At 61.5% G+C, this 12,975-nt stretch carries 14 protein-coding genes; 5 read left to right on the top strand and 9 right to left on the bottom strand.

The genetic code is table 11. The features are described 5' to 3' along the window. Window positions 1-265: 265 nt before the first annotated feature. Window positions 266-982, top strand: coding sequence for a CsiV family protein (locus AC6R19_RS13465; protein WP_500580357.1), 717 nt, complete (start codon window positions 266-268; stop codon window positions 980-982). A 109-nt stretch (window positions 983-1,091) separates the two neighbouring features. After that, window positions 1,092-2,327, top strand: coding sequence for a DUF819 family protein (locus AC6R19_RS13470; RefSeq protein ID WP_500580358.1), 1,236 nt, complete (start codon window positions 1,092-1,094; stop codon window positions 2,325-2,327). Between the two features lie 270 nt (window positions 2,328-2,597). Here the strand turns inward: AC6R19_RS13470 and AC6R19_RS13475 are convergent, their stop codons facing one another. The 4 genes from AC6R19_RS13475 to AC6R19_RS13490 all read right to left on the bottom strand — a co-directional run bounded on the left by AC6R19_RS13475 (window position 2,598) and on the right by AC6R19_RS13490 (window position 5,971). Then, window positions 2,598-2,813 (bottom strand): cold-shock protein, encoded by a 216-nt coding sequence (locus AC6R19_RS13475; RefSeq protein ID WP_020413094.1) that lies wholly within the window; start codon window positions 2,811-2,813, stop codon window positions 2,598-2,600. A 290-nt stretch (window positions 2,814-3,103) separates the two neighbouring features. Continuing rightward, complete coding sequence (locus AC6R19_RS13480; RefSeq protein ID WP_500580359.1) at window positions 3,104-4,213, bottom strand: mechanosensitive ion channel family protein; 1,110 nt, start codon at window positions 4,211-4,213, stop codon at window positions 3,104-3,106. 111 nt (window positions 4,214-4,324) lie between these two features. Then, window positions 4,325-5,329, bottom strand: coding sequence for a beta-N-acetylhexosaminidase (gene nagZ, locus AC6R19_RS13485; protein WP_500580360.1), 1,005 nt, complete (start codon window positions 5,327-5,329; stop codon window positions 4,325-4,327). A 9-nt stretch (window positions 5,330-5,338) separates the two neighbouring features. After that, window positions 5,339-5,971 carry a TetR/AcrR family transcriptional regulator gene (locus AC6R19_RS13490; RefSeq protein ID WP_500580361.1) on the bottom strand — a complete coding sequence of 211 codons (633 nt, stop codon included), beginning with the start codon at window positions 5,969-5,971 and terminating at the stop codon, window positions 5,339-5,341. A gap of 131 nt (window positions 5,972-6,102) precedes the next feature. On the opposite strand from AC6R19_RS13490, the gene AC6R19_RS13495 reads away from it, so the two are divergent. Beyond that, the gene (locus tag AC6R19_RS13495) at window positions 6,103-6,426 is read left to right on the top strand and encodes a DUF6763 family protein (RefSeq protein WP_500580362.1); all 324 of its coding nucleotides are present in this window, start codon (window positions 6,103-6,105) and stop codon (window positions 6,424-6,426) included. 51 nt (window positions 6,427-6,477) lie between these two features. Here the strand turns inward: AC6R19_RS13495 and AC6R19_RS13500 are convergent, their stop codons facing one another. Continuing rightward, a complete protein-coding gene (locus AC6R19_RS13500) occupies window positions 6,478-7,116 on the bottom strand; it encodes an LOG family protein (RefSeq protein ID WP_500580363.1) in 639 nt (212 codons plus the stop codon). Window positions 7,117-7,284: 168 nt separating this feature from the next. Between AC6R19_RS13500 and lexA the strand changes: the two genes are divergently transcribed. Continuing rightward, complete coding sequence (gene lexA, locus AC6R19_RS13505) at window positions 7,285-7,890, top strand: transcriptional repressor LexA (protein ID WP_500580364.1); 606 nt, start codon at window positions 7,285-7,287, stop codon at window positions 7,888-7,890. Between the two features lie 147 nt (window positions 7,891-8,037). Here lexA and AC6R19_RS13510 read toward each other — a convergent pair whose 3' ends face one another. The 4 genes from AC6R19_RS13510 to AC6R19_RS13525 all read right to left on the bottom strand — a co-directional run bounded on the left by AC6R19_RS13510 (window position 8,038) and on the right by AC6R19_RS13525 (window position 12,330). Beyond that, window positions 8,038-8,295, bottom strand: a complete 258-nt coding sequence (locus tag AC6R19_RS13510) for a hypothetical protein (RefSeq protein WP_500580365.1) — start codon at window positions 8,293-8,295, stop codon at window positions 8,038-8,040. 99 nt (window positions 8,296-8,394) lie between these two features. Beyond that, a complete protein-coding gene (locus tag AC6R19_RS13515; protein WP_500580366.1) occupies window positions 8,395-8,886 on the bottom strand; it encodes a DUF6586 family protein in 492 nt (163 codons plus the stop codon). Beyond that, window positions 8,883-11,576 carry a type I DNA topoisomerase gene (gene topA / locus AC6R19_RS13520; protein ID WP_500580367.1) on the bottom strand — a complete coding sequence of 898 codons (2,694 nt, stop codon included), beginning with the start codon at window positions 11,574-11,576 and terminating at the stop codon, window positions 8,883-8,885. Before topA ends, AC6R19_RS13515 begins: the two co-directional genes overlap by 4 nt. Before the next feature lie 229 nt (window positions 11,577-11,805). Continuing rightward, the gene (locus AC6R19_RS13525) at window positions 11,806-12,330 is read right to left on the bottom strand and encodes a hypothetical protein (RefSeq protein ID WP_500580368.1); all 525 of its coding nucleotides are present in this window, start codon (window positions 12,328-12,330) and stop codon (window positions 11,806-11,808) included. Between the two features lie 148 nt (window positions 12,331-12,478). Here AC6R19_RS13525 and AC6R19_RS13530 point away from each other — a divergent pair, with 148 nt between their 5' ends. Next, complete coding sequence (locus AC6R19_RS13530; protein ID WP_500580369.1) at window positions 12,479-12,916, top strand: universal stress protein; 438 nt, start codon at window positions 12,479-12,481, stop codon at window positions 12,914-12,916. The last annotated feature ends 59 nt before the right edge of the window (window positions 12,917-12,975 follow it).

A 12,975-nucleotide genomic window follows, 5' to 3' on the forward strand; every position in this document is an offset into this window, starting at 1 on the left:
ACTCGGGACTCGGGACTCGGGACTCGGGACTCGGGACTCGGGACTCGGGACTCGGGACTCGGGACTCGGGACTCGGGACTCGGGACTCGGGACTCGGGACTCGGGACTCGGCAACAGCGTGTAGGTTGGGGTGAGCTTTGCGAACCCCAACCTACGGGCTATTTCGGGACTCGCGTAGGGTGCGCCGTGCGCACCATCCGCCCTCAATGGTGCGCACGGCGCACCCTACGGGCACATACGAAATAACGACTACAGCGGTATTTTCATGACAAGAACCATTCAGCTCTGCACCGCCCTGCTACTGGCGATAACCGCGGCAGGCGCCAATGCGGCCAACTACGCCGGCACCACTTTCGAAATCGAGATGATCGTCTTCGAGCGCAGTCGGGGCATGGAACAGTCCCGGGAAACCTGGCCGGCGACACCGCGACTGCAGTACCCCAGCCGCTGGGTGGACTTCGACACCACCGAGGACGGTGCCCTGCTCCTGTCCCCGGCAGCCACCCGGCTGGACAACAAGGCCGCGGCGCTGAGCCGCGGCGGAGACCGCGTACTGTTCCACAAGGCCTGGCGCCAGGTACTCCGGCAGAAGCGCAATTCGCCGGCCATCCTGATCTCCGGCGGCGAGCGCATGGGCGATCACAGCCGGCTCGACGGTAGCGTGACCTTGAGCGTATCCCGCTACCTGCACCTGAGCACCGACCTGTGGCTGAGCGACTTCGGTGGCAGCCAGGCCGACACCGGCATACTGCTGCCGCAGCGCCCCGAGGCGACTGCCGAAGAGCCGCTGGACCTGATGCGCACCGGCGGGGGTTCCCAGCCGACAGCCATCTCCGCAAGTACTCCCCACCCCGTATACGCCCAACACGTGGCCCCGCTGCAGGCGGAGCGCCGCATGCGCAGCGGCGAGCTGCACTATATCGACCACCCCGCCTTCGGCATCCTGATCGAAGTGCGCACCGTCAAGAGCAGTGATGAGTGATGAGTGATGAGTGGCCGGTGGCCGGCGATCCCCTGAGCGCCGGCCACTCCCTCACTGACCACTGACCACTGACCACTAGCCACTAACCACATATCATCAAAAACAAACAATGATTACCAACGACGCTATTATTCTCGGCATGCTTGCCGCCATCCTCGGTTTTGTCTTTTACACCGCCGGCAGCGAGCACCGCTTCTGGAAACGCTTTTACCGCTTCGTTCCCGCCCTGCTACTCTGTTATTTTCTCCCGTCGCTCCTTACGACTTTTGGCATTATCGATGCCGAGGGTTCCAATCTTTACTATGTGGCTTCCCGTTACCTGCTGCCGGCGAGCCTGGTACTTCTGACCCTGAGCATCGACCTCAAGGGCATCGTCAATCTGGGCCCCAAGGCCCTGGTCATGTTCCTCACCGGTACTCTGGGCATAGTCATCGGCGGCCCCATTGCGCTGCTGATCATGTCCATCATTGATCCAGGCCTGCTCGGCGTCAGCGGCCCGGAAGCCGTGTGGCGCGGCATGACCACGGTGGCCGGCAGCTGGATCGGCGGCGGCGCCAACCAGACTGCGATGAAGGAAATCTTTGAAGTCGGTGGCAATATCTTCTCGGCCATGGTGGCCGTAGACGTAATTGTGGCCAACATCTGGATGGCTGTACTGCTGATAATGGCCGGCAATGCAAAGCAGATGGACCTTCGCCGGGGCGCCGACACCACTGCCATCACGACACTGCGGGAAAAAGTTGAGGCCATGCAGAAAAAGCATTCGCGCATCCCCAGCCTGCCGGACCTGATGCTGATCGCCGCTGTCGGTTTCGGCATCACGGGCGTCGCCCACGCCGCCGCCGACCAGATCGCGCCCTGGTTCCAGGAACACGCCCCTCAACTGGCACGCTTCAGCTTTACCAGCCAGTTTTTCTGGCTGATCGTCATCGCCACCACCCTGGGGGTGGCGATGACCTTCTCGCCGGCAAGGAAGCTGGAAGGCGCAGGGGCCTCCAAGATTGGGTCAGTGTTCATTTATTTCCTTGTCGCCACCATCGGCACCCATATGAATATCACCGCACTGAAAGACAGTCCCGAGCTGTTTGTCCTCGGCATCATCTGGATGGCTGTGCACGCCGGCCTGTTACTGCTGGTAGCGAAACTGATCAAGGCTCCGACCTTCTTTATGGCGGTGGGCAGCCAGGCCAACGTGGGCGGCGCAGCCTCGGCGCCGGTAGTGGCGGCGGCCTTTCATCCATCACTGGCGCCGGTGGGCGTCCTGCTGGCGGTCATGGGCTATGCGCTGGGGACCTATGCGGCCTGGTTCTGTGGCCAGCTGCTGCGGGTTGTCGGCGGGGGTTGATAAATGACAAAACGGCATGGATTGCCGTTTTGCACAGCCGAAGGCTGCCCCGCAAGGATGAGGGCCAGGGATGGCCCGACAAATTTGTCATGAACGAATTTGCGCAGCCAGAAGCTGCCCACAGAGCGGGTGAGGCACAGGGATGTGCCGCAATGAAAAGGCGGGCCAATGGCCCGCCTTTCAGGAATCGCTGATTCGGATCCCGGCGCAGCTCGCCAGTTCGGACCCGATATACAGAAAAGTTATTTTCAACGAGTAATTCGGCGGGAATCACTCACAGGGAACAACATCTTCCGCCAGCAATCCTTTGTCACCCTGCTGCATTTCAAACTCTACCGCCTGACCTTCATTCAGGGTTTTGTAACCCTCGCCGCGAATACTGCGGTAGTGAACGAAAATGTCTTCAGTTCCTTCTCCACAGGTGATGAAGCCATAACCACGGGCGTTATTAAACCACTTCACGGTACCTGTAACGCGATCACTCATTGAGACAACCTCATTATTGTTATTGCGTTCACCTCTTTAACCTCTCCGGGCAAGAGGGACAAACGCCACCCCGACATCCGTAATCAGCTCACGTGGCGATTACAGTCCTGCACTGTCCACCAGGTCATTCCCGGTGCACGTCCCCTGATTCTTAGATAAAACGACGCCAGTGTCTAGGTCTCAATGTGAAATAAATACCAAGGTTTTTAACTGGTGCGCAATAAATCATCAAAAGTGGAAATCAAATCCCCCAATAACTGTCCAATTGTGCTTTTGTGTACTCCTATCCATCAACTGTCTAACGCGGCTTCTCGCGTTGTTAGCGAAGGAATTTCGGCGATATGCAGCGTGGAGGTCGGGAAAGCGCAGGAAGCACCGTGCCCTTCGATAATCTTCAATATCGTTAACAGAATATCCTGCTTTATTTCGTGATATCGCACCCAATCAATAGTTTTGGTAAAGGTATATATAAAGAAATCCAACGAAGACGGGGCAAAGCTGTTGAAGTTAACAATCAGGGTCTGATTGGAATCGATTTCAGGATGCTGCTGTAACATCGCCTTAACGTCGGCGACTATTGCCGGCAACAGGGGCGCGTCTTCATAGCGTATTCCAATAGTCTCGTATATACGCCGGTTTAACATACGCGACGGGTTCTCCACCGCTATCTGGGTAAAAATACCGTTGGGGATATACAGCGGCCGCTTATCGAAGGTGCGAATACGAGTCAGGCGCCAGCCGATATCCTCCACCGTGCCCTCTATCTCCTTGTCCGGCGAACGCACCCAGTCGCCCACCGCGAAGGGCCTGTCCAGGTAGATCATCAGGCCACCGAAGAAGTTGGCCAGCAGGTCCTTGGCCGCAAAGCCCACCGCCAGACCGCCGATGCCGCCAAATGCCAAAATGCCGCTGATGCTGTAGCCGAGGAACTGCATGATCACCATGGCCGCGGTGATCAGTATTGACGCCCGCACCAGCTTGCCCACCGCGCGCACCGTAGTCGCATCCATCGGCTTGCCCATATAGCGGGGGTCGCGCAGGTTGTGCTCCACATTGCGCGAGAAGCGCCAGGCGAACCAGGTAAGCACCAGGATCAGACCTATCTCCCGCGCCGGTTCGGCGAGGGAGAAGATCTCCGCCCCCGTCGCCACACCCGCTCGGCCGGCGGCCAGGCTCAGGCCCAGCAGCCAGATCAGTGCCGGCCCGGGCGGCATCAGCGCACCGACCAGGGCGTCGTCCCAGGGATTCACCGTTCTCTCGGCGCGCAGCGCCAGGCGCTGCACGAAGCGGCTGAAGAGCCAGGCGGCCAGGGCCGTTGCCAGGACGATCAGGAAGATGGCCACTATCCAGAAGCGGTTGTCGCCCAACCAGGACAACAACATTCCCTTTACGGATTCCACGAACTACTGCTCCTACTACACGCTGAATTATTTCTAAACCTTACAAAGCCTTGTAGGAGCGGCGGGGCGGACGGCCGCCCCGCCGCTCCTACAGTACTGAAGCCCAGACGGCTACATCCACGAAGCCAGCCAGTCGCGGGTTCTCCGCCAGCGCTCGCTGGATTCCAGTTCCACCCAGGATTTTATCGCGGGCCTGCCGCGCATGCGCTGCAGCCTGTCACTGGATTCGCGCCGGGGCGAGAAGTTCTCCAGCGCTTTGAGAGCCTCCAGCGCGCCGGCGCGATTGTTGCACACCACACCCATATCGCAACCGGCATCCATGGCCGCATGTATCCTGGCCCCGTAGCCCCCGGCGGCACCGGCCCCCTCCATGGACAGGTCATCGCTGAAGATGACACCGTCAAAGCCCAACTGGCCGCGCAGCACCTGCTGCAGCCAGTAGCGGGAGAAGCCCACCGGCTGGCTATCCACCTGCACGAAGCGGATATGGGCCGGCATGATCGCGTCCAACTCCCCCGCCCCAATGCACTCGATAAAGGGCAGCGCATCCGAGGCCATCACCTGCTCCAGGGTGCGCTCGTCCTCGGGCAGCTCCTCGTGGCTGTCCTCGAGCACGTGGCCGTGGCCGGGGAAATGCTTGCCGGTGGTGGCCATGCCGGCCTCGTGCATGCCGCGCATGAACGGTCGCACCCGCGCCGACAGTCGAGCCGGATCCGCGCAGAAACTGCGGTCACCGACGATGCGGCAGTGATGGTCGTCCGCGTCCAGTACCGGCGCGAAGCTGAAGTCCAGGCCCACTGCCAGCAGCTCCGCCGCCAGCAGCCAACCGACATCCTCCAGCTGCTCGCTGTTCGCCCGGGCGCAGAGTGCCTGCATGGACGGCAGGCGGGTAAACTCATCGCGAAAGCGCTGCACCCGGCCGCCCTCCTGGTCCACCGCCAGCAGAATGTCCGGGCGCACCTCGCGGATGGCCGCCACCAGCTCCTGCAGCTGGGTCCGGTCGCGGTAGTTGCGGGCGAAAAAGATGAGCCCACCCACCAGCGGATGCCGCAACAGTTCGCGATCCTCCGCGGTCAATTCCAGACCCTCGATATCGATCATTACCGGGCCGAGCATGGGGACTCCTTATTCCGCATTCACTTTAAGCATCGCCGCCGCCGCGGGCACCAGCCGCTCCAGGGTTTCCGGCAGGTTGCTCTGCGCGCCGAAATCCTCCCTCAGGATAGCCTCGATGGCGTCAAAGCTCGATAGGGTAAATATGGTGGCCCCCAGCATGAAGTAGAGGCGCCAGTAGAAGGTCACCGGATCCAGGCCCGGCAGGGCCTGGGCCAGCAGGCCGGCGAAGCGGCGATAGTTGTCGCCGTAACGGGATACGATAAATCGGCGCAGGTGGCCCTGGTACTGGGTGTAGGCCAGACCCAGCAGCCGCATGAAGCGCTGCGGGTCCCTGCCCTGCTCGGCGAGACTGCCCATTCCCACCCGGTAGAGGCTCTCCAGCAGGTCCTCCACGGTCAGCGTCCCACCGGCGGCGATACGCCGGTCCAGCTCACCGGCCAGGGCATCGGTAAAAGGCGTCAAAAACCGCTCGAAAACAGCCTGGATCAATTCTTTTTTCGAGCCGAAATGGTAATTTACAGCGGCTAGATTGACCCCGGCGGTACTGGTAATGGTGCGCAGCGAGGTCTCGGTAAACCCGCGCTCGGCGAACAGCACCTCCGCCGCATCCAGTATCCGACTGACAGTATCCGTCTGGCTCATAGCAATTCAAACCAACATTTAAAACAACTGTTTAGTACAGGCCAGATTAGCACATTCCGCGCCAACTGACGCTGTTACCGGGCGGGAGAGCCACACACTAGATTGAGGGAAAGCAATAGGGGCAGAGGGCCATGGCACATTTGCAACCGGATATCGGCAGCTGGTTTGAGAATATCGACAGTGGCGAGCTGTTCGAAGTGGTGGCCATCGACGAGCTGCACCAGACGGTCGAGGTGCAGTACCTGGATGGCACCCTGGACGAGTTTGAACTCGACCAGTGGCAGGGCCTCCCGGTCATCGACGCCGTACCACCCGAGGATGCCAATATCGCCTATGGCATGACCGTACAGGAGCAGGATCCGAATGCGATAGGCGGCGATGTGGCCGAGCGGGGCAATCCGTTGGATACCCTGGAGGGTGAGAGTTTTAGCGGAACCGACGAATCCTCCTTTTAGGCGCAGGTTGGGCTGAACGGAGCTAAGCCCAACCTACGGGTGATGGGGGAATTACTCCCGCTCTTTGATATATTCGATAATCAGTTCCGCCGCTTCATCCACGGTGTCCACGATCTTGAACAGGTCCAGGTCCGAGGAGTCGATACAGCTGCGCTCCAGAACCGCATCCACCAGCCAGCCGTGCAGTCCGGACCAGTAGCGCTCGCCCACGAGCACTATGGGAAAACGCCGCACCTTCTGCGTCTGCACCAGCGTCAGCACCTCGAACAATTCATCCAGGGTGCCGTATCCCCCTGGCAGGCCGACGAAGCCCACAGCGTGCTTCACGAACATAAACTTGCGCACAAAAAAGTAGCGGAAGTGCAGGCTGATATCCTGGTAGGGATTGGCCTTCTGCTCGAAAGGCAACTCGATATTGAGACCGATGGAGGTGCCCGGCTGCGGATAGGCGCCGCGATTGCAGGCCTCCATCACTCCCGGACCACCGCCGGTGATCACCGGGATGCCCTCGGCCGCCAGCAGTTCTCCCAGCCTGACGCCCTGCTTGTATTCCGGACTGTCTTCGGCAAAACGCGCACTGCCAAATACGGTGACTGCGCCGCTGAGCGCGATCAGCCGCTCTATTCCATCCACCAGCTCCGACTGAATGCGCAACACGCGCCAGGCTTCGGGCATTTTTGCGTCTAGCATTATTTTTTTCCCTCATTGTCGCGTCTTTCGACGACATACTTACTGCCTCATTCCTTCTCTCACAATGTAGCAGCTTTCCGTGACAGCAAGGCAAAGATTGCGCGACCTCCAAATCTGTATATAATCCCAGCAACTGTATAAAAATACAGAAACAGACCAGGTGATCTCATGACAAACCTCACTGCGCGCCAGGCCCAGGTACTCGAACTGATCAAGGTGTATCTGGATGAAACAGGCTATCCGCCCACCCGGGCGGAAATCGCCCAGGAGCTGGGCTTCCGCTCCCCCAACGCGGCGGAGGAACACCTGAAGGCACTGGCCCGCAAGGGCGCCATCGAGATGGTTGCGGGCGCCTCCCGGGGCATCCGCATACCGGACCACCAGACGGGTCTGCCCATCGTCGGCCGCGTGGCCGCGGGCAACCCGATACTGGCGGAGGAGAATATCGAGGATTACTGCGATCTGCCGGCAAACTTCTTCCACCCGCCGGCGGACTACCTGCTGCGGGTACACGGCATGAGTATGCGAGACGCTGGCATTCTCGACGGCGACCTGCTGGCGGTGCAGAAGACCGACCAGGTACGCAATGGCCAGATAGTCGTTGCGCGCATCGAGGACGAAGTGACCGTCAAACGCTTCCGCCGCAAGGGCAACCAGGCTACGGTGCAGCTACTGCCGGAAAACGAAGACTTCGAAGTGATTCAGGTGGATATGCGGGACAAGAGTTTCGCCATCGAGGGGCTGGCGGTGGGAGTGATTCGCCAGAGCCCCTAAAACGCGAAATTTGGCATTTACCTTGTAGGAGCGGCGGGGCGGCCATCCGCCTATGGCCGCGATCAGTTTCTCAGGTTATCCGGGAAGTCTGATCGCGGTCATGGGCCGCTCCTACATTATTGAGAAATCTGATCGCGTACTGAGCCGTCAGTGCACCGTGTGGTTGATCGGCGCCAGTTCGTCTTCCTCATCGAAGTAACCCGGCTCCAGGTCATCGAGATTCTGGACCGCCTCGATCCCCGCCTCCAGCATCGCGCGGGCGATGGCTATCTTGTGTTCGCGCAGGAACTGCAGGCTCTCGTCTGAGAAGTGGATGCGCACCAGCGGGTCCTCCTTGTGGCCGGCGCGGCGCAGTGCCACATCGCCATTGGCCAGTTCGATAATTTCAAAGGTTTCGGAGGACATGCACTTCTCCCTATACATCAGCTTTTGCGCAGTGTACCACAGGCGCAGCGGGAGTTTCATTGCGGGCCGGCCAGGAAAAGTGGCGAGGGAGAAGCTGCGCTACCACTCCTCCGCCTGGGCGCGCTGGCGCCGCACCAGTTCACTCAACGCAGAGTGCCATTCCCGCAACAATTCGTCGCTGAGCACCACGGGGCCGGTCGCGGACAAATTCTGCAGAGGAATCAGGTTGGCGGACTGCGGCCTGGTGCCGTTTTCCTCTGCGGAAAAGCTCCACAACTGCACCCAGGCGGCCTGCAACCGCGCCAGCCAGCTGTCCGGATCGACATCCAACTCGCTCAGTTCCACCGCCGCACCACAGGTCTTGCCGAAGGCGCGAGCGCGCTCGGCCAGCGCCTGGGCGGATTCCGGTTCGCTGTCCAGATGCAGCTGGAAGGCCAGCTCGGCGAGAAAGGCCCGGTAGGCCCGCCACAGCTGCAGCACCACCGCCTCCTGTACCGCCGCGCGCGCCAGCGGCGCCACACTCTCGGTTTCCAGCAGCAGCTGGCCCTTGCGCAGGGCCGAGGCCACGGAACCGGTGTAGGGGTTGCTCATTTGCTTTTCACCGCCTTCTTGCCCGCCTTCTTGCCCGCCGGCTTGCGCTTGGCGCTGCTGGCCTTGCTGCCGGCCTCGATCTGCCACTTGCCGTCGCGATAAAAAGCGCGCCAGCCAGTAGCCTTGCCCTCTTCTTCCGACTGCACATACTGCTCCTGGGTCTTGCGACTGAAGCGCACCACCGTGTCGCGGCCCTGATCGTCTTCCGTGGGCGCGGAGAAGAGGAAGCTGTATTTGGGATCTATCTCACTCTTGTGCGGCAGCAGCTCCTTGACCAGGGGCGCGCGGGTCTCGCGATTCTTCGGGAACTGGCTCGCGGCCAGGAACAGGCCCGAGGCGCCGTCGCGCAGGATGTAGTGGTCGTCCACCTTCTCGCAGGGCAGCTCCGGCATGGGCACCGGGTCCATTTTCGGCGGTGCCGGCTGGCCGTTCTTGAGCAGTTTGCGGGTGTTCTTGCACTCATCATTGGTGCAGCCGAAATACTTGCCGAAGCGGCCGGACTTCAACTGCATGTCGCTGCCGCACTTGTCGCACTCGATCACGGGGCCGTCGTAGCCCTTGATCTTGAAGGTGCCCTTCTCCACCTCGTAGCCGGGGCAGTCGGGGTTGTTGCCGCAGATATGCAGCTTGCGCTGTTCGTCCAGCAGGTAGCTGTCCATGGCGGTGCCGCACTTGGGGCAGCGGCGCTTTTCGCGCAGCTGGCGGGATTCCGCCTCTTCGTCCTGGTCTGCGTCCACCGCCTCGTCGCCGGACACCAGGTTCATGGTGTTGGTGCAGCGCTCCTTGGGCGGCAGCGCGTAGCCGGAACAGCCGAGGAAGACGCCGGTGGAACCGGTGCGGATCTGCATATGGCGGCCGCACGCACTGCACTCGATGTCGGTATCGGTGGGCGTATTGCGGCGCATGCCGCCCTCGGCGGACTGGGCCTTTTCCAGGCGGCCGGAGAAGTCCTCGTAGAATTCGTCGAGCAGGTCCTTCCAGCCCTTGTCGCCCTCGGCCACCGCGTCCAGGGATTCCTCCAGGTTGGCGGTGAAGCCGTAGTCCATCAGGTTCTTGAAGCTCTCACTCAGGCGGTCGGTGACTATGTCCCCCATCTTCTCGGCGTAGAAGCGCCGGTTTTCCAGCCGCACATAGCCGCGGTCCTGGATGGTGGAAATAATCGAGGCGTAGGTGGACGGGCGGCCGATGCCGCGCTTCTCCAGCTCCTTGACCAGCGCCGCCTCACTGTAGCGCGCCGGCGGCTTGGTGAAGTGCTGTTTCGGGTCCAGTTTTTTCAATGCCAGCTTCTCGCCGACCTTCACGTCCGGCAGTACCAGGTCCTCGTCCTTCTTGCTGACCTGGGGCGCCACCTTCAGGAAGCCGTCGAAGCGGATCACGCGGCCGCGGGCGCGCAACTCGAAGTCGCCGGCGCTGACCACGACGGAGGTGGAGGTGAACTGGGCCGGGGTCATCTGGCAGGCCACGAACTGCTGCCAGATCAGGTTGTAGAGCCGCTCCGCATCCCTCTCGACACCGGAGAGCATATTCGGTTGAACGCGTACGTCCGACGGGCGTATCGCCTCGTGGGCCTCCTGGGCGCCCTCTTTGCTGGTGTAGCTGTTGGGGGTTTCCGGCAGGTACTTGTCACCGTACTGCTCGCCGATGAATTCCCGCGCCGATTCTACCGCCTCTTTGCTCAGGTTGGTGGAGTCGGTACGCATATAGGTGATATGCCCCGCTTCGTACAGCCGCTGCGCCAGCATCATGGTTTTCTTGACGCTGAAACCGAGGCGGTTGCTGGCCGCCTGCTGCAGGGTGGAAGTGATAAACGGCGCCGAGGGCTTGGAACTGGTGGGCTTGTCGTCCCGGGCGCTGACGACAAAGTCGCTCCCGGCCAGGGCCTTGACCGCGGCGCTGGCCTGCTCCTCGTTGACCGGGCGGAAAGTCTCGCCGGCCTGCTTCTTGACTTCCAGGCGCAGGGGGTCGGCCTTGGCGGTCGCGGTATCCGCGAACAGGGTCCAGTACTCTTCCGGGATAAAGGCGCGGATCTCGCGCTCGCGTTCAACCACCAAACGCACCGCCACCGACTGCACCCGCCCGGCGGAGAGGCCGCGGGCCACCTTTTCCCACAATAGCGGCGAGACCATGTAGCCGACGATGCGGTCCAGGAAGCGCCGCGCCTGCTGGGCGTTGACGCGGTTGATGTTCAGCGGACCCGGATCCTTGAAGGCCTCCTGGATCGCGGATTTGGTGATTTCGTTGAAGACCACTCGGCGATAGCGCTCGTTGTCGCCGCCAATCGCCTCACGCAGGTGCCAGGCGATCGCCTCTCCCTCGCGGTCCAGGTCCGTCGCCAGGTAGATCTGATCGGCGTCGGCGGCAAGCTTGCGCAGCTCGCTGACCACTTTTTCCTTGCCGGGCAGTATCTCGTAGTGGGCGGCCCAGTTGTGGTCCGGGTCTATGCCCATGCGCTTGATCAGCTGCTCGCGGTTCTTCTTGCGCTTGTAGGCCTCCTTGGCCTCCGGAGACAGCTTTCGCGTCTCCGCGGCCCGGCGCGCACGCTCCTTGGGGTCGACCGACTGCTTGCCGCCGCCGGTGGGCAAATCGCGAATATGGCCGACACTGGACTTAACCACGAAGTCCTTGCCGAGGTATTTATTGATGGTTTTCGCTTTGGCCGGTGATTCGACGATGACCAGTGATTTACCCATAAGCCCTTGATATCAAATAGAAAATTTACTGCTTTCGCACTTCCTGCAGCCCACTGGCTGCGAATTGCGCTGCGCGAATATATAAGCTCCGCCCCGGGTGGGGTCAAGCGAGTGAAACAAATTCTTCAAACGATGACCGGGTTTTGTGCGGCCGGCCACACCGGGAAAATAGACTCAGGATCGGCTCCGATTGCCGCCAGTTGCGGCTTTTTCGCAGGGGTAAAGCACCTCACCCCCCCCGCTTCTCTGCCGGCTTCGGCTGCCTTATTGCTTCTTCTATAGTGGGGCGGAACTCCGCCAGAGCCGTTTCCAGGGCGCGGTAGGCGGCGTCGCCACCGGACTCCCCCCACTGGATGCCGAGGCCACCCTCGGATGCGATCACCGCAGAGGCATCCTCCGGCAACTGATCCAGCATTTTCCTCAGCGGTTCCCACGCGGGCCTGGGTGCTGGGCGGCCGTTGCGCCAGTCCCAACGGCCGGCGAAGTGCATCTCGTGCTCGACGCGCTGCAGTTCCAGTCTCCAGCCGGCCTGCAGGCGGCGCGCGTCCTGCCAGCGGCTGGAGTAGACCGCGGCCGTACCCTGCCCCAGCGCCGCGGGCAGCGCCTGCATCTGCACCGTGATGCCGGCCCTTGCCGCGCGGCCGCGCAGGTCGGCCAGGCGCCGGTCGCGCGCGCTGGGCTTCAGCCACATCACCGGCCCCACCACCAGGGCCAGGGCGAACAGAATGATGATCAGGGGAAGCCAGCCGGACATAACCGCTCCTTCGGTATCAGTGGATTGGGGCGCCTATTGTGCGGCGCCCCGCGCCATTTATGTCAACCAGTTTTTTTTACAGTAGACTTCTGGGAGCTGAGCGGTACCAAGAAAACGCCCGCGAAAAGGAAAAGGAGCGGAGAGACCTATGGCCAGTTACAAACGCATTCTCGTCGGTTTGGATCTTTCGGAGGAGTCTTCCCAGGTGCTGGAAAGGGCCGGGGAATTCGGCAAGGCATTCGCCGCCGATCTCAGCCTGGCCCATGTAATCGAGCCCCTGACCTTTGCCTACGGCGGCGATATTCCGATGGATCTCTCCGAGGTGCAGGAACAGTTGCAGAACCAGGCGAAGGAGCAGCTGCGCAAGGCGGCCGGGAAACTGAATGTGCCGGCGGAGCGCCAGCACGTGGTCCTGGGGCAGCCGGCCACGGAAATCCACCGGCTGGCGGACGAACTGGAGGCGGACCTGATCATCATCGGCAGCCACGGCCGCCACGGCCTGGCCCTGCTACTCGGCTCCACCGCCAACGGCGTGTTGCACGGCGCCAGCTGTGATGTGCTGGCGGTGAGGGTGCACACGGAGTGATAGTGGCCGGTGGTGAGCGGTGAGAATTGTAGGGCGGATAATGAGCCCCAAGCGCATCC

Source organism: Microbulbifer sp. SE14 (assembly GCF_059834885.1).